10 protein-coding genes are annotated in these 17,711 nt (G+C 69.0%); 1 reads left to right on the top strand and 9 read right to left on the bottom strand.

What is annotated here, in order from left to right:
* Positions 1–78 precede the first annotated feature (78 nt).
* Complete coding sequence (locus tag ACQGNW_RS03320) at positions 79–1,977, bottom strand: M61 family metallopeptidase (protein WP_426661657.1); 1,899 nt, start codon at positions 1,975–1,977, stop codon at positions 79–81.
* A gap of 227 nt (positions 1,978–2,204) precedes the next feature.
* The gene (locus ACQGNW_RS03325) at positions 2,205–4,130 is read right to left on the bottom strand and encodes a M61 family metallopeptidase (RefSeq protein WP_426661658.1); all 1,926 of its coding nucleotides are present in this window, start codon (positions 4,128–4,130) and stop codon (positions 2,205–2,207) included.
* A 232-nt stretch (positions 4,131–4,362) separates the two neighbouring features.
* On the opposite strand from ACQGNW_RS03325, the gene ACQGNW_RS03330 reads away from it, so the two are divergent.
* Positions 4,363–4,842, top strand: coding sequence for a GNAT family N-acetyltransferase (locus ACQGNW_RS03330; RefSeq protein ID WP_426661659.1), 480 nt, complete (start codon positions 4,363–4,365; stop codon positions 4,840–4,842).
* On the opposite strand, the gene ACQGNW_RS03335 is transcribed toward ACQGNW_RS03330, so the two are convergent.
* The 7 genes from ACQGNW_RS03335 to ACQGNW_RS03365 form a co-directional block, all read right to left on the bottom strand.
* The gene (locus tag ACQGNW_RS03335; RefSeq protein ID WP_426661660.1) at positions 4,839–6,386 is read right to left on the bottom strand and encodes an amino acid permease; all 1,548 of its coding nucleotides are present in this window, start codon (positions 6,384–6,386) and stop codon (positions 4,839–4,841) included. The genes ACQGNW_RS03330 and ACQGNW_RS03335 overlap by 4 nt on opposite strands.
* 65 nt (positions 6,387–6,451) lie before the next feature.
* Entirely contained in the window at positions 6,452–7,708 is a 1,257-nt protein-coding gene (locus ACQGNW_RS03340; protein ID WP_426661661.1) for a sterol desaturase family protein, read from the bottom strand.
* Positions 7,705–8,409, bottom strand: a complete 705-nt coding sequence (locus ACQGNW_RS03345; protein ID WP_426661662.1) for a lysoplasmalogenase — start codon at positions 8,407–8,409, stop codon at positions 7,705–7,707. Before ACQGNW_RS03345 ends, ACQGNW_RS03340 begins: the two co-directional genes overlap by 4 nt.
* Before the next feature lie 9 nt (positions 8,410–8,418).
* Complete coding sequence (locus ACQGNW_RS03350) at positions 8,419–10,137, bottom strand: sulfatase-like hydrolase/transferase (protein WP_426661663.1); 1,719 nt, start codon at positions 10,135–10,137, stop codon at positions 8,419–8,421.
* Positions 10,138–10,527: 390 nt separating this feature from the next.
* The gene (locus ACQGNW_RS03355; protein ID WP_426661665.1) at positions 10,528–10,836 is read right to left on the bottom strand and encodes a hypothetical protein; all 309 of its coding nucleotides are present in this window, start codon (positions 10,834–10,836) and stop codon (positions 10,528–10,530) included.
* Positions 10,837–11,190: 354 nt separating this feature from the next.
* The gene (locus tag ACQGNW_RS03360) at positions 11,191–14,313 is read right to left on the bottom strand and encodes an efflux RND transporter permease subunit (protein ID WP_426661666.1); all 3,123 of its coding nucleotides are present in this window, start codon (positions 14,311–14,313) and stop codon (positions 11,191–11,193) included.
* A gap of 132 nt (positions 14,314–14,445) precedes the next feature.
* Positions 14,446–17,688 carry an efflux RND transporter permease subunit gene (locus ACQGNW_RS03365; RefSeq protein WP_426661667.1) on the bottom strand — a complete coding sequence of 1,081 codons (3,243 nt, stop codon included), beginning with the start codon at positions 17,686–17,688 and terminating at the stop codon, positions 14,446–14,448.
* Positions 17,689–17,711: the final 23 nt, after the last annotated feature.

The following is a 17,711-nucleotide window of genomic DNA, read 5'->3' on the forward strand; positions in this document are numbered from 1 at the left end:
CCGGGTCCGCGAGGGGGGCCGTCGCCAGCCCCCTCATCCTGGCCCTCTCCCCGGCGGGGAGAGGGCGGCAACGCGGGATCAGCGGGCCTTGAACAGCGTGGTCAGCGTGTCGGGCTTGCTGGTGTCGCGCACGATGTGCGGGTACTTCAGGCCGCCGTGGTAGTCGATGCGCAGCGTCTTGTACTCGTCGAAGTTCTTCACCAGCAGCTCGATCGGCTGGCTCTTGTCCTTCGCGGCGGCGGCGACGGCGTCCTTCAGCGCGTCGGGATCGTAGTCGCGGCCGTTGACGGCGACGATGGTCATGCCCGGCGAGAGGCCGGCCTTGAACGCGGGGCCGTCCCACAGCACGTCGGCGATCGCGCCGCCCTTGCCCACCGCCACGCCCAGCGAGAAGGTGAGGTCGGCGAAGTGGCGGCGCGCCTCGAACGCCTTCAACGCGGCGTTCGGCTTGTCGGTGTAGACGAGCTTCCAGCCGTGCGACTCGAAGCCGCCGGTGAGCGGGCCGTGGCCGTCGAGCCGGCTGCGCAGGTACGTCGCCCAGTCGTACGGGGCGATGCCGTTGAGCGTCTTCACCACGTCGTCGAAGGTGTAGGTGTTGGTGACGAAGCTGCCGTTGTCCATGCCGAAGAAGGACTTGGCGAAGTCGTCGATGCTCTTCTTGCCGTGGCTGAGCTCACGCAGCTTGCCGTCCACGTCCAGCCAGATCAGCTGGCCGGCCGAGTAGTAGTCCTCGCTGCTCTGGTAGTTGCGGTACGGCAGCGGCGCGCGCTGGGCGATGATCGGGTCGTTGGTGGTGTCCTGAACGTTGCGCCAGCTGGCAAGGCCGGGGCGGCCCTTGTCGTAGGTGGCAGCCACGAAGGCCCACATGTCGTGCGCCTGCTCGGTGTTCCACAGGCCCGAGCGCGAGGCCATCACCTGGCCCCAGAACTGGGTCTGGCCCTCGTACACCCACAGCAGCGAGTCCTGCATGGGCACGTTGAAGTTCGGCGTCCACAGGTCGGCCGGGCGGCGGTACTTGCCGTCCCAGGAGTGGTTGAACTCGTGCGAGAACAGGTCGCGGCCCAGCGCGTTCTTGTCCCACTCGGTGAAGAAGTCGGCGGAGGTGCCGTCCTCGCTGGACTGGTGGTGCTCCAGGCCGTTGCCGCTCATCTTGTCGCTGAGCGAGACGAGGAAGTCGTAGTGGCTGTAGTGGTGCGCGCCGTACAGCTTGTACATCTGCTGCACCAGCTCGCGGAACGGCTTGACCTGCTCGGGCTTGATCTCGAGGTATTTCGGCGCGTCGGCCACGATGTCCATGTGCACCGCGGTCTTGGCGCCTGGATCGAGATCCAACCGCTTGAAGTACTTGCCGGCGTAGATCGGCGAGTCCACCAGGGTGTTGAAGGTGGTGGGCTTGAAGTGCACGGTGTCGCCGTCGCGCGAGGCCACTTCCAGCGCGCTGCCGAACTGCCAGCCGGCGGGGAACGTCACGCTGGCCTCGGCCTTGATCTGGCGGGTGTAGTAGCCGGCCGGGTACAGCGTGTTGGCGTTCCACTGCAGGTTCAGCATTTCCGGCGTCATCACCACGCGGCCCTGGCGGGTGTTCTGCGGCGTCAGGTACTGGAAGTCCACCTCCACGTTGCCGGCGCCCTGCGGCACCTCGACGTGGAACGCGTAGACGTTGAGCGGATCGCGCGTCCACGGCAGCACCTTGCCGTTCGCCTTCACCACCAGGCCGGCGAACTTGTCGATCGGGCCGCTGGGCGAGTGGTTGCCCGGCAGCCACTGCGGGTACAGCAGGGTCAGCGGGCCGGGCTGCGCGGGCACCACCTCATGCACGCGGAACACGCGGTGCGCGATGTCGGTGGCGTCCACGCTGATCTGCAACGTGCCCGGGTACGCCACATCCTGCGGCGGCGGCACATCGGCAAGGGCGTTGAGGCTGACCAGGCCGAAGACGCTGGCGGCGATGGCGGAGGCGAGGCGGGTGGCTTTCATGGGTTCTCCCTGGGGCAACGACCCGCGCGGGACGGATGGCGCAGGCACGAGCTTTCGATGCTAGAGCGGCCGCGGGGCGGACTCCCCTGCCAGAGGTCATGCGTGCAGGCAATGCGGCGACGCATGGCGGAAGGGGCCCGCTCCGGTCCGGCGGACAGCCTCTCCCGCTCCCGGGGCCGAAGCCGTCCATGGCGTCTCCCCGCATGCCGGAGAGGCAGCAAGGCCGGCTACTTGCGCGGCGCGGCGATCGCGTCGAGCAGGTCCTTGCCGCCGGCGCGCACCAGGTGCGGGTAGCGCAGGCCGCCGTGGTAGTCGATCTTCACCGTGCTGTAGACGTCGACGTTCTTCACCAGCAGCTCGATCGGCGCATTGCCACCCTTCGCCGCGGTGATCGCGTCCTTCAGCGCATCGGGCGAATAATCCTTGCCGTCCACCGCGACGATGACGAGGCCCGGCACCAGGCCGGCCTTGAACGCAGGGCCGTTCCACTGCACATCGTAGATGTGCCCGCTCTTGGACGCCGACAGGCCGATCGAGGCGGCGAGGTCGACGCCGTGGCGGACGCCCTCCATCGCCTTGGTCTGCGCGTTGGGCTTGTCGGTGTAGACCAGCTTCCAGCCGCTGCGCGCGATGCCGTGCTCGGGAAGCGTAGTGCCGGTGTAGTCCAGTCGCGCGCGCAGGAACTTCGCCCAGTCGAACGGCTGCACCTGGTTCAGCGTGTTCACCACGTCGTCGAAGGTGTAGGTCTTGGTGACGTAGCTGCCGTTGTCCATGCCGTAGAAGGCGCGGGCGAAGTCGTCCAGCGAGTGCTTGCCGCCGGAGAGCTCGCGGATCTTGGTGTCCACGTCCAGCCACAGCATCTGGCCTTCCGGGTAGAAGTCGGTGCCGCGGCGCCAGTTGGCCCAACCGCCGCCGCCGTAGTAGGTGAGCGGCGCGGCGTCGGCAGTGTCCTGCAGCGAGCGCCAGGCACGGCCGGTGCGCTCGCTCATCGAGGCATCGATGTTGGCCATCGTGTCGCGGAACTGCTCGGGCGACCACAGGCCGGAACGCGCGGTGAGCACGCTGCACCAGTAGTCGGTGAGGCCCTCGTACACCCACAGCAGGTCGTCCTGCATCTTCACGTTGAAGTTCGGCGTCCACAGGTCGGCCGGGCGGCGGAACTTGCCGTTCCACGAATGCACGAACTCGTGCGGCATCAGGCTGGCCGCCAGCGCATGCATGTCGTCGTTGGTGAAGAAGTCGGCCGGCAGGCGGTCGTCGCTGGACTGGTGGTGCTCCAGCCCGAAGTGGCCGGTGTGGTCGGACAGCGTCAGCAGGAAGTCGTAATGGTCGTAATGGTGCGCGCCGAACAGCAGGTTGGTCTGCTTCACCACCGCGCGCTGCTGCTCCAGCTGCTTGGCGGTGAGCTTGACGTCCTTCGCGCCGTCGCCCACCACGTTGAGGTGCACCGGCACCTTGGCGCCCGGCGCCAGGTCCACGCGGTCGAAGTGCTCGCCGGCGATCAGCGGCGAATCCACGAAGTTGTTGAAGCTCACCGGCTTGAACTGCACGGTGTTGCCGCTCTGGCTGGCCACCTGCAGCGCGGTGCCGAACTTCCAGCCGGCGGGCAGCTGCACGGTGGGCTGGATCTGGATCTGCCGCGAGTAGTAGCCGGCCGGGTAGAACGCCACCTGGTTGAACTCCACGTCCACCAGGTTCGGCGTGGACGAGGCGCTGGCGCCGAACAGGCTGCCCTCGCCGTCGCCCGGCGAGAGGAACTGGAACGAGAGGTCGAGCTGGCTCGCGTCCGCCGGCACCTCGAGGTGGATCGCGTACATGTCGCGCAGGTCGCGGCGCCATGCCAGCTGCTTGCCGTTCGCGGTGACGACCAGCCCCGCCACGTTCTGGATCGGGCCGGACGGCGCGTGCTCGCCGGGGATCCATTCCGGATACAGCAGCGTCATCTCGCCCGGCTTCACCGGGATCGTCTCGTGCACGCGGAACATCCGCTTCGCCGCGTCGGTGAGATCCACGTTCGCGGTGAGCATGCCGGCATACGGCTGGTCGACCGGCGCGGCGCGGCGGGCATCCTGTGCGGTGGCGGCGACGGGCAGCGAAAGGGCTGCGACCACCGCGGCGGCGATCAGGCTGGAACGGAAGGCATGCTGTTTCACGGGTGGCTCCGGGCTGGCGCCGGCCCGCGCGGGAACCGCGCTGCCGGCAGGAACGCGTCGTCCGTCGTGGCGACGGGCGGCGGGTGACCGAGCGATGGTAGATCGCGCATTGCGCGACTCACCCTGCCAGAGGTCATGCGCGGATGCCTGAAAATTCTTGCGCTGCGATTGCGCAAGCAGACGGTCCCGCACGACACTGGCGAGGTACGTCGTCATCCCGGTGCACCGAAGCATGGACATCCGACCCGACCCGCTGGAAAGCCCGCAAGTCCTGGCGCTGCTCCGCGAGCACCTGGATTCCCTCGCCCCCACAGCCCCTGCAGAAAGCCGCCACGCGCTGGATCTCGGCGGGCTGCGCCGGGCCGACGTCACGTTCTGGTGCGTCTGGGACGGCACGGCGCTGGCCGGCTTCGGTGCGCTGCGGCAGCTCGACCCGCGGCATGGCGAGATCAAGTCCATGCGCACCGCATCCACCCATCTGCGCCGGGGCGTCGCGTCGCGGATGCTGCAGCACCTGATCGACGAAGCGACTGTCCGCGGCTATGCGCGATTGAGCCTGGAAACCGGCTCGATGGCGTTCTTCGAGCCGGCGCGACGGCTGTATGCCACGTTCGGCTTCGTTCCCTGCGCCCCGTTCGGCGACTACCGCACCGACCCCAACAGCGTGTTCATGACGAAGTGGCTCGGCGGGAATCCCCGCCGCCGCGGCTAGTCGCCGCCCCGTTCCAGCTTGCTGTGCCGCATGCCGTAGCCGAAGTAGATCAGGCAGCCCAGCGCCATCCAGGCCACGAAGCGCTCGAACGTGATCGCGGGCAAGCCGCCGATGCGCTGCCAGCCGTGCGCGTCCGGCCACGGCAGACCGAAGATCAACAGCAGCGAGAACGCCACGCCCAGCGGCGCCAGCAGCGCGATCCAGGGCATGCGGAAACTGCGCGGCAGCTGCGGCTTGCGGATGCGCAGCACCAGCACCGCCGAGCAGATGATGATGAAGGCACTCAGCGTGCCGATGTTGACCAGCTCGGCCACCTCGCCGATCGGCAGCAGGCCCGCCACGATGGCGGTGAACACGCCGAGGATCAGCGTCGGGCGCGCCGGCGTACCGAAGCGCGGGCTCACCCGGGCGAACCAGGCGGGCAGCAGGCCGTCGCGCGCCAGCGCGAACCAGATGCGCGCCGCGCCCAGCATGAAGGCGAACAGCACGCTGGTGACGCCCACCACCGCGGCCACCGCGATGGCGATGGACACCCAGTGCAGCCCGATCGCCTCGAAGGCCTGCGACACCGAGGCGTCGCCGCCGAGGTTGCTGTAGTGGGTGATGCCGGTAAGCACCAGCGACACCGCGATGTACAGCGCCATCGCCACCGCCAGCGACAGCAGCACCGCACGTGGCAGATCGCGCTGCGGATGCCGCGCCTCCTCCGCTGCCGTGGTCAGCGTGTCGTAGCCGAACACCGCGAAGAACACCACGCTGGCGCCGGTCAGCACGCCGGCCCAGCCGAAGTGGCCCGTGCCCTGCGCGTCGAACACGCGCGGCGGGATGAACGGGTGCCAGTTCGCGGCGTGGATGAAGAACGCGCCGACGCCGATCACCAGCAGCACGCCGAGCACCTTGATCGCCACGATCGCGGTGTTGAAGCGTGCGCCCCACTCCATGCGCACGGTGAGCAGCAGTGCCACCGCCAGCGACACGCCGGCGGCGATCACGTTGAAGCGGTGGCCGTCGCTGGGCGCCACAACGGCGTGGCCGCCGTGCACGCCGAAGGCCTGCTGCAGGTAGTAGTGCATGGTCTGCGCGCTCATGCTCTGCTGCGCCCACTCCGGCAAGTGCACGCCGGCCGAGGCCAGCAGCACCTGCACGTAGCCCGACCAGCCGATCGCCACCACGGCAACGACCAGCGCGTACTCCAGCAGCAGGTCCCAGCCGATGACCCACGCCACGAATTCGCCCAGCACCGCGTAGCCGTAGGTGTACGCGCTGCCGGTGACCGGGATCAGCCCGGCGAACTCGGCGTAGCACAGCGCGGCGCAGGCGCTGCCCGCACCGGCGATCAGGAAGGACAGCGCCACCGCGGGCCCGGCGTTCGCCGCCGCCTGCTGGCCGGCCAGCACGAAGATGCCCACGCCGATGATGCCGCCGATGCCGATGGCGGTGAGCTGCCACAGGCCCAGCACGCGGCGGAAGTCGCCGCGCTGCCCCGCCTCGCTCTGCAGCTGTTCGACGGACTTGTGGCGGAGCATTCGGCTCAGGAAACGCATGGGCTCATTCCGGCGGGCAACCGGCGGATCATAGCGAATCGCCGCCGATGGTCATGGGCCAACGGTCACGCGAGCCGCGCCCGTGCGGGCCTGGCGCTGCCGCGCAGCCACGCCAGCGCCAGCGCGCTGAGGCCGAACACCAGCGCGAACGCCAGCGCGATGCGGCCGTCCAGGTGGACGACGCCGAACCAGCGCCCGCTGGCCGGCGGCAGCACGGCGAGAACGACCACGCGCAGGCCCTCCGCCCACCACGCCCAGCGCCGGCCTTCCATCAGCGCGCCGAGCACGCTGATGCCGAGCACCAGCCAGATCGCGTAAAGCAGCAGGGTCGGCAGGCCCGCGCCCGCCGTGATGCCCAGGAAATGGGTGACCATGCCCAGCAGCAGCGCGAACTGCAGCAGCACGTAGAACTTCAGCGGCGCAGGCAGCGGCGGGTCGTAGCGTTCGCCGGGCATCGCGAAGGGCGGCCTGGGGAACCGCGCCGCCACGTCGGCGGGCCGCCATCCCGGCGGCTTGATCCACACCAGCAGCTTGTCGCGCCAGCGCCGTGCGTGCCACGCATCCTGCGCGGTGCGCCAGTACACCTCGGCGTTCGCCCACAGGGGATTCCAGCTGCGCAGCGGCGAGCGCGTGCCGTACACCGGCGGGTCGGCGTCGTCCTCCTCCACGAAGCTGCCGAACAGGCGGTCCCACAGGATCAGGATGCCGCCGTAGTTGCGGTCGAGGTAGCGGTCGTTCACCGCGTGGTGCGCGCGATGGTTGGACGGCGAGCAGAACACGCGGTCGAACCAGCCGAGCCGGCCGATCTGCTCGGTGTGTACCCAGAACTGGTACAGCAGGTCGATCAGCGCCACCGCCACGAACACCCCGACCGGCACGCCGAGGATCGCCAGCGGCAGGTAGAAGACCCAGCCGAGCAGCGCGCCGCTGCCGGTCTGGCGCAGCGCGGTGGACAGGTTGTAGCGCTCGCTCTGGTGGTGCACCACGTGGGCGGCCCACAGGATGTTCACCTCGTGGCCCATGCGGTGCAGCCAGTAGTAGCAGAAGTCGTAGCCAAGCAGGGCGCCCACCCACACCGCCACGCTGTCGGCCGGCAGGCGGAACAACGCGAGATGTTCGGCGCACCACGCGTAGATGCCGATGCTGAGCAGCTTGGTGAACACCGCCACCAGCTGCGAGATCGCGCCCAGCCCGATGCTGTTGATCGCGTCGTTGCTGGCGTAGGCGTCGCGCCCGCGCAGTTTCGCCACCACGAGCTCGATGCCGATCAACAGGAAGAACACCGGCGTGGCCCAGGTGATGATGAGTTCCTGCGTGTTCATGCCGCCTCGTCTTCGACAGGGACGCCCTGCACCGAGCGGGCGATCCACCACAGCGCCAGATAGTACGCCGCCAGCACCCACAGGCTCGCCAGCGGCAGCGGGCCGCGGAAGCGGTCCCAGGCCAGCACGCTGTCGCTCAGCATGAACATCAGGGCGCCGCGCGCCGCCAGCCGCGCCGACGCGTCGCCCCGCCGCGTCCACGCGCGCGCCACCGCCTGCCCGCCCATCGTGGCCAGCACCATCACGTAGACGATCACCGGCACGCGCAACGACGCGTCGATCGCCCCCCACAACAGCGCGAGATTCGCCGCGCCGTAGCCGAGGCAGGCCGCCAGCGGCCACGCCGGCCGCGCGAAGCGGCTGTCGCCGAGGAAGGCCGCGATGAAGCAGGCATGGGCGATCAGGAACGCCAGCAGCCCCGGCACGAACAGGTCGCCCGGCAGCATCAGCAGCACGTCGCCCGCCAGCGAACAGGCGATGCCGGCCAGCACCCGGCGCCGGTAGCGCGGCGACACCGCCGGCCGCGCGCGCCACGCCAGCGCGAGGATCAGCATGGTGGCGAGCGGCTTGGCCAGCCAGTGCAGCCAGAGCCAGCCGGGAGCCTGTCGCGCCAGCAGGGCGCCCGCGATCGCGGCGACCGCCGCCACAAGCGTCGCCGCGGCGAGTCCGCGTGACTGTGATGCGACGGCGTGGTCCGGCATGCGGGGCGCTTACTCGTACACGTGCAGCCGCCGGAAGATCCAGGCGTAGTAGGACGCCAGCAGCGCCTTGTCCGGGCAGTCGTCGTAGCGTCCCTGGCAGCGGTCGCGCAGCGCGGTGGCGGCGGAGAAGTAGGGATCGGCGGGCAAGCCCGCGGCCTGCAGCACCATGGTCGGCAGGAAGGCGATGTCGAGCGCAGGGTAGTTCGGCAGCGGTGGACCGGCGAAGTTGCTCTTGACCATGTAGTAGGTGAGGAAATCGCGCTCGGGCACCAGTGCGGGCGGCAGCGTGCGCGCCAGCGGACGGATCAGGCTGTCGAAGGACGGCTGGTGGTCGCCGAAGTGCACCAGCACGGTGGGCTGGTCGCGGTCGAGGAAGTCGCGCTCCAGGCCCTGCATCGCCACGTCGGAATCATGCAGGCGCCACAGGTAGGTGTCGAAATCCAGCGCGCTCTCGCCCCTGCCGGTCAGGCCCTGCACCAGGTTGCGCCAGGGCGGCGGCAGCTTCGCCATCGGGTTGTCGTCGTGCGGGCCGTGCTGGTTGATCGTGAGGATCATCACGAACACCGGCTGGCCCGGCTTCTTCACCTTGTCGTACACGCGCTTGGCCGCGGCGAACATCTGCGCATCCGTCTCCTCCCACTCGTCCAGGCCCAGTTCGCCCGCGCCGTAGAGATGGTCGAAGCCGTAGGCGCGGTACGCGTCGCGGCCGTTGAGGAAGGCGCCATTGGTGGGATAGATCGCGATGGTGAGGTAACCCAGCCGGCGCAGCAGGTCGGGCAGCGTGTCGTGCAGGTGCGGCGCCAGCACGAACGGGGCGTACATGCCGCCGGGGCCGAAGATGTCCTGCGGCATACCGGTATGCACGGCGAACTCGCTCACCCAGGTGCCGCCGCCGAAGGTGTGCGTGCGCAGCAGGCCGGTGCCGCGCGTGCGCGCGTCGGGCTGGAACATCGCGAACTTGCAGGCCGGCGCGTCGCAGGCGGTGAAGATCGAAGGGTCGAAGGTGCTCTCCTCCAGCACCTGCACGATGTCCGGGTACGGCGACGGCGGCGTGCCGGGCGCGACCTGCGCCGTGGCGCCCCAGTCGCGTTCGGCGCTGGCCTCGTCCGCCATCGCCGGCAGCGTCACGCCGGCATCGTTGAGGTTGACGAAGAAGTTGGTGAGCTGGGCGTCGTCGGAGAGCTTGTCCCACACGTTGCGGTTGTGCAGGCTGGCGAACGGCCCCGCCGGCAACAGGCATACGCGGAACGCCAGCGCACACAGCAGCACGCCGGCCATGCGCCACGCCGCCCTGCCCCGGCCGCGTCGCTGCGCCAGCAGCGGCCGGTCCAGCTTCCACGCCAACACCAGCAGCAGCGGCACCAGCAGCAGCACGCCCACCGTCAGCAGGTAGAGATGCGGGTAATGGCGCAGCGTGGCGATCAGGCTGGAACGCGCGTAATAGACGAAATCCGCCGGCATCAGCGCCGTTTCGAGGTAGCTCTCCTTGAGCCCGGAGATGAAGCGCAGTGCGAAGAACAGGCCGCCGCCCAGCAGCAGCGAAAGCGCGAGGCGCAAGGTGGCGCACAGCAGCGCACCGGCGACGCACAGCACCAGCACCAGCACGAACAGCTTCTGCAACGGCTCCGGCTCCGGCCACGCCGTCGCCCAGGCGCAGGCCGCGAAGGCCAGCACGGCACAAACCCGCACCACGTCGCTGCGCGTGAAACGCGACGGAAACCGAACCATGCCGCATGCCCCCTGATGGCAACCCGACGGACGCCGGACTGTCATCTTAAGGGGAGCAGCGCGCCTGCGCGCGGGGATGGCTGCCGCGTGTTCAGCCGGGCAGCGTGTCGGTGCTGCACGCCCGGGTTCTGGCAGCTGACGTTTGACTTCGCAACCGGCGAAGCGGTTTTGCATGTCTGCCGCGAGGAACAAGGAGGGTTCGGGCGTCTGCTGCGAGCGACAGGGCGCCTTTGTGCGCCTATCGCAAGGGACAGAGCGGTTTCGGTCGCCTGCCGGCGCCCGAGCTACCTCTCTTTGCTGGCCCAAAGAGAGGTAGCCCAGAGAAATGGCCTGGTTCGATCCGCCGACACTACAAGCAGGACGTGTCGAGGATTTTGGACCAATTCCCGCCTACACGATTGACGGGGCGGCCACCCCGCGACGTATCTGGGAACTGAGGGGACAAAGCCTCGCGGCGCGTAGCGCCGCTTTGGCTTTGGCTTTGGCTTTGGCTTTGGCTTTGGCTTTGGCTTTGGCTTTGGCTTTGGCTTTGGCTTTGGCTTTGGCTTTGGCTTTGGCTTTGGCTTTGGCTTTGGCTTTGGCTTTGGCTTTGGCGTTGCTCTGGTTGTTGCCTCTGCGCGCTGGGAGTGCGCTGCTTCTCCGGGGCCCCTGGGCGGCGGTGAGGCGGGGACGACAAGGCCGCGCAGCGGGCATCGCCATGGAAGGCGATGCCTTTTCGCGCGGGCAGGAGCCCGCTCGAAAAGCCCGGCCCCGCCTCACGGACTCGGAGGGCAGGATGCCCGCAGAGCGCCGCCCCGGGGTGGCCTTTCTCTTTGGTGACTTTCTCTTTGGCCACGCAAAGAGAAAGTCACTCGGCCACCGGCAGGTGGACGAAACCGCCTTGTTCCTGGCGGCAGGTGGACGAAACCGCCTTGTCACCGGCGAAGACGCACGAGCAAGTGCCCCTCTTCCCCCGCCAGCTCTCGCGCAAAAGGGAGAGGAAAAACCGAGGCGACCGCGAGCACCCACCCCTCGCCCCAACCCTCTCTCCAAAGGGGAGAGGGAGAAAGGCGTTCAGCCCGGCAACCGCATCGGCGCCACCTGCCGCCGCCCGGCGCGGCGCGCGCGCCATGCCTTCCAGCGCGCGCCGAGGCAGGAGAACACCACGTACAGCGCCGGCGTCGAGAGCAGCGTCAGGCTCTGCGAGATCAGCAGGCCGCCGATCAGCGCGATACCGAGCGGTCGGCGCAGCTCGCTGCCCTCGCCCAGGCCGATCGCGATCGGCAGCGCGGCGAGGATCGCCACCATCGTGGTCATCATGATCGGGCGGAAGCGCACCAGGCAGGCTTCGTGCACGGCCTCCAGCGGGCTCTTGCCGTGCTCGCGCTCGGCCACCAGGGCAAAGTCGATCATCATGATCGCGTTCTTCTTCACGATGCCGATCAAGAGCACCAGCGCGATCTGCGCCACCACCGAGAGTTCCGTGCCGGTGAGCCACAGCGCCAGCAGCGCGCCCACGCCGGCCGCCGGCAGCGTGGACAGGATCGTCACCGGGTGGATCAGGTTCTCGTACAGCATGCCGAGCACGATGTAGACGGTGAGCACCGCCGCCAGCACCAGCCACAGCATGCCGCTCTGCATGTCGCGGAAGCGCCGGAAATCGCCGCCGAGGTTGAGCCGGATGTCGCCCGGCATGCGCATGTTCTTCACCGTGGCCTGGATGATCGCCATCGCCTCGCCCATGCTGGTGCCCGGGGCGAGATTGAAGCTCAGGTCCATCGTGGTGTACTGGTTCTCGTGGGTGATCGACGAGGGCGCCAGTCCGGGCACCTGGTGCGCGAGCGCGGTGAGCGGCACCATCTTGCCCGCGCCGGAACGCACGTACACCTGGTTCAGCGCCTCCGGCGTGGCGGTCTGGTTCGGCAGCGCGTTCACCACCACCTTGTACTGGTTGATGTCCGAGTAGATGGTGGACACCTGGCGCTGGCCGAACGCGTCGTACAGCGCGCCGTCGATCGCGCCGATCGACACGCCGAGGCGCGCCGCGGTGGCGCGGTCGACCACGATGTTCTGGCGCAGGCCGCCCTCGTCGACGTCGCTGCCCACGTCCTGCAGCTTGGGGTTCTTCTTCAGCTCGGCCACCAGCCTCGGCAGCCAGGTTTCCAGCTCGGCCAGGTCATTGCCCTGCAGGCCGATCTGGTACTGCGCGCCCTGGCTGGTGCCGCCGCCGCTGGCGCTGGGCAGGTCCTGCAGCGGGCGCAGGCGCAGGTTGAGGTCGGGATACTTCGCCGCCTTGGCGCTGAGCCGCGCCAGCACCGCGAAGGTGTCGTCCCTGCGGCCCTGGGCACGGGTCTTCAGGTCGATGTTGAACGAACCGCTGGCGCCCTGCCGGCTGGTGCCGAGGCGGGTGCCCACGGTGGCCACGTCCGGGTCGGCCATCAGCATCCGGGTGAGCCGCTGCAGGCGCTGCTCGCTCTGCCCGAAGGAGACCGTGGCGCCGGAGCTGGCACGGCCCCAGATCAGGCCGGTGTCCTGCGGCGGGAACAGGCCGCTCTTCACCACCCCGAACAGGAAGAACGTGGCGACGATCAACACCAGCGGCGTCAGCGAGAACACCAGCGCGTGGCGCAGCGAGAAGTTCAGCGCGCGGCTGTACACGGCCAGCATGCCGGCGTGGAAGCGGTCCAGCGCGCGGCCCAGCCGCGACGGCGCGGCGCGGTCGTCGTGGCCGTTGAGGAAGCGCCCGCACAGCGCCGGGGTCAGCGTCAGCGACACCAGCGCCGACATCACGATCGCCGCCACCAGGGTCACCGCGAAGTCGTGCATGAACATGCCGGTGTAACCGCCTGCGAACAGCAGCGGGATGAACACCGCAATGAGGGAAGCGGTGATCGAGACGATCGTGAAGCCGATCTCCCTCGCGCCCGCCAGCGTCGCCTCCATGCGCGTCATGCCCGCATCGATGTGGCGGATGATGTTCTCGATCACCACGATCGCGTCGTCCACCACGAAACCGATCGCGATCACCAGCGCCAGCAGGGTGAGGTTGTTCAGCGTGTAGCCGAGGATGTACATCGCCACGAAGCCGCCGGCCAGCGACAGCGGCACCGTCAGCGCGGCGATCAGGGTGGGCGCGAGCCGGCGCAGGAACAGCGCCATCGTCAGCACCACCATCGCCAGCGAGATCAGCAGCGTGGCCTGCACTTCGTGCAGCGAGGCGCGGATCGTCGGCGTGTCGTCGAAGAACGGCGTCATCACCGTGCCGGGCTGCAGGTAGTTGCGCAGCGCCGGCAGCTGGGCGCGCACCTCGTCCACCGTGGCGATCACGTTGGCGTCGGACTTCTTGAACACGTACATCAGGATCGCCGGCCGGCCCTGGAACCAGGCCGCCTGGTAGGCGTCCTGGGTGCCGGCGTAGACCTGCGCCACGTCGGACAGGCGCACCGGCGTGCCGTTCTTCATCGCGATGACCAGCCTGGCGAAGTCGTCGGCGGTATGCAGCTGGGCGGTGGCGCTGATCGCCATGGTGGTCCTGCCGTTGGACAGGAAGCCTTCCGGCGAGGTGACGTTGGCGGCGGTGAGCGCATTGCGCAGTTCGTCCGGCGAGATGCCCATCGCGTTCAGCGCACGCAGGTTCACGTCGACGCGGATCGCCGGCGTGGCGGCGCCGGCGATGTCCACCGAGGAGACGCCCTTCAGCTGGCGCAGCCGCTGCGCCAGCAGGGTATCGGCCACGTTGTACAGCGCCGCCGGCGACTGCGTGGCCGAGGTCAGCGCGATCGCGATGATGGGGTCGTCGTTCGGGTTCGCCTTCTGGTAGCTCGGCGTCACCCCGGGGGGCAGGTCCGGTGTCGCGGCATTGATCGCGGCCTGCACGTCGCGCGCGGCGGCATCCAGGTTCACGCCGGTGTTGAACATCATGAAGACGAAGGTGCTGCCTTCGGAGCTGTGCGAATTCATGATCTGGATGCCGGGCACCTGGCCCAGGTGGCGCTCCAGTGGCGCGGCCACGGTGCTGGCCATGGTCGAGGCATCCGCGCCGGCCTGGCTGGCCTGCACGAAGATCGCCGGGAACTGCATGTTCGGCAACGCCGACACGCCCAAGAGGAGGTAGCAGATCACGCCTGCCACGAACACGCCCATCGCCAGCAGCGAGGTGCCGATCGGGCGACGGATGAAGGCGCCGGAGATGTTCATGCCGGGCGCCCAGGGCAAGACGCGGCGGCGCGGCGGGGGGAGATGTTGCAATTCATGTCCTGCTCAACGTGCACGCGGCGAAACGGTTGATCGTTTTGCCGCGCCGGATGCGACGCTGCCGCCCCGCCTTTCTCAATGCGCCGCGCCCCCTGCCTGCGCGTGCGCCAGCGCGCGCCGCTCGCGGCGTGCGCGCAGCCAGTCCTGGAAACGCTCCATGTACAGGTAGATCACCGGGGTGGTGTACAGCGTCACCAGCTGCGACAGCAGCAGACCGCCCACGATCGACACGCCCAGCGGCCGGCGCAGCTCCGCGCCGATGCCGTTGCCCAGCGCCAGCGGCAGCGCGCCCAGCATGGCCGCGGCGGTGGTCATCATGATCGGGCGGAAGCGCAGCAGGCAGGCGCGGCGGATCGCCTCGCGCGCGCCCATGCCCTTGCGCTGCGCCTCGATCGCGAAGTCGATCATCATGATCGCGTTCTTCTTCACGATGCCGATCAGGAGCACGATGCCGACGATGCCGTCCACCGACAGGTCCATGCCGAACAGGATCAGCGCCAGCAGCGCGCCCACGCCGGCCGGCGGCAGGGTGGAGATGATCGTCAGCGGGTGGATGTAGCTCTCGTAGAGCACGCCCAGCACGATGTAGATCACCACGATCGCGGCGAGCAGCAGCAGCACCTCGTCGCCGAGGCTGTTGGAGAACTCTGCCGCCTTGCCGATGAACTCGCCGCGCACCTGCGGCGGGAACTTCAGCTGCGCCTCGACCTGGTGGATCGCCGACACCGCGTCGGACAGCGAGTAGCCCGGCGCCACGTTGAACGACAGCGTCACCGCCGGCAGCTGCTGCTGGTGGCTGATCACCAGCGGCGCGCTGGCGACCTTGGCGCTGACCAGCGAGGACAGCGGGATGGTGCCGCCGGCGCCGATCGTGAAGCCCACGTTGCCGGTGTTGCCGATGCCGGACGGCGTGGCCGAGTTGCTGGACTTCAGCTGGCCGAAGCTGGTGGCGTTGCTGCCGGTGAGCGCACCGTTGCCGTTGCCGCGCACGGTGAGCTGGTCGAGCAGGGCCGTGGTGGTGCGGAACTGCGGCGCCACCTCCAGCACCACGCGGTACTGGTTGATCTGCGTGAAGATGGTGGAGATCTGGCGCTGGCCGAACGCGTCGTACAGCGTGTCGTCGATGGTCTGCACCGGCACGCCGAGGCGGCTGGCCTTCTCGCGGTCGATGGTGAGCTTGAGCGCGTTGCCCTGGTCGGCGAGGTTGTTGTCCACGTCGGACAGCTCGGGCCGCTGGCGCAGCGCGTGGGTCATCTGGGTGGCGTATTTCGCCAGCTCGCCGGCATTGGTGTCGGACAGCGCGTACTGGTACTCGGTGGCGGAGACGCGGCTGTCCAGCGTCACGTCCTGCACCGGCTTGAGGTACAGCGCCACCCCGGGGATGCCCGCCACCGCCTGCTGCAGCCGCGGCAGGATCGCGTCGAGGCCGTCGCGCTTGCCGCGGTCCTTCAGCACGATCGAGAGCTGGCCCTGGTTCAGCGTGGGATTGATCGTGCCCGCGCCGATGAACGCGGCCACGCCGGCCACCGCCGGATCCCTGCGCAGCGCCTCGGCCACCGCGCGGGTGCGCTGCTCCATCGCGGGGAACGCCACGTTCTGGTCGGCCTGCACCACGCCGGTGATCAGACCGGTGTCCTGCTCGGGCAGCAGGCCCTTGGGGATCGCGATGTAGAGGAACACGGTGACCGCCACCGTGGCCGCCGCCACCACGATCATCAGCCGCCGGTGGTCGAGCACCCAGTCCAGCGAACGCTCGTACAGGCCCACGGTGCGCGCCCACACGGTGCGCCTGCCGGCGGCGAGGTGGCGCTCGTGAGCGTCCTCGCCCTCGGGCAGCTGGTCGGGGCGCAACAGGTAGGCGCACATCATCGGCGTCAACGTCAGCGACACCAGCATCGAGATCGCCACCGCGATGGTCAGCACCCAGGCGAACTCGTGGAACAGCCGGCCGGTGACGCCGGGCATCAGCAGCAGCGGCAGGAACACCGCGATCAGCGACACCGTCAGCGACAGCACGGTGAAGCCGATCTCCTTCGCGCCCAGCTCGGCCGCCTCCTTGCCGTCCTTGCCCTGCTCGATGTAGCGCACGATGTTCTCGATCATCACGATCGCGTCGTCCACCACGAAGCCGGTGGCCACGGTGAGCGCCATCAGCGAGAGGTTGTCCAGCGACATGCTGGTGAAGCTCATCACGCCGAAGGTGCCGAGCAGCGACAGCGGCACCGCCACCGAGGGGATCACGGTGGCCCACAGCCGGCGCAGGAACACGAAGATCACCGCCACCACCAGGAAGATGGTCAGCAGCAGGGTGAACTCCACGTCGTGCACCGAGGCGCGGATGGTGATGGTGCGGTCGGCGAACACGTCCAGGTGCACGTCGGCCGGCAGCGCGGCACGCAGCTCGGGCAGGATCTGGCGGATCTGCTGCACGGTCTGCACGATGTTCGCGCCGGGCTGGCGGCGGATGTCCAGCAACACGGCGGGCTTGCCGTTCGCCCACGCGGCGAGCTGGTCGTTCTCCACGCCGTCGACCACCCGGGCCACGTCGGAGAGCATCACCGGCGCGCCGTTCTTGTAGCTGACGATGGTGTTCTTGTATTCGGCGGCGCTGGCGAGCTGGTCGTTGGTGCCGATCGAGTAGCTCTGCGTCTTGCCGTTCAGCGTGCCCTTGGGCGCGTTGACGTTGGCCTGGGTGAGCGCGCTGCGCACGTCCTCCAGCGTGAGGCCGAGGTTCGACAGCTGCGCCGGGTTTACCTGCACGCGCACCGCGGGACGCACGTTGCCGGCGATCGAGACCAGGCCCACGCCCGGCACCTGCGACAGCTTCTGCGCGAGGATCGAGTCGGCGAAGTCGTTGACGTCGCGCAGCGGCCGGCTGTCCGACTGCAGCGACAGCGTGAGGATCGGCGCGTCCGCCGGATTCACCCGGTTGTACACCGGCGGGTACGGCAGGTTGTTCGGCAGCACGCCGCGCGCCTGGTTGATCGCCGCCTGCACGTCCTGCGCGGCCACGTCGATGTCGCGGTTCATCGAGAACTGCAGGATGATCGTGGACAGGCCCGCCGAGGAATCCGAACTCATCATGGTGAGGCCGGAGATCTGGCCCAGCTGGCGCTCCAGCGGCGTGGTGACCAGCACCGCCATGGTGCTGGCGCTGGCGCCCGGGTACTGTGTGGTCACCACCAGGCTGGGCGCCTCGATCTCGGGCAGCGCCGACACCGGCAGCTGGCGGTAGCCCAGGATGCCGAGCAGCAGGATCGCCACCATCAGCAGCGAGGTGGCGATCGGGCGGCGGATGAAGAGCGTCGAGAATCCCATGGGTGTCCGTGCTGCCGTCTGGA

It is taken from the genome of Rhodanobacter aciditrophus (assembly GCF_050026795.1).
Taxonomy (GTDB): Bacteria; Pseudomonadota; Gammaproteobacteria; order Xanthomonadales; family Rhodanobacteraceae; genus Rhodanobacter_A.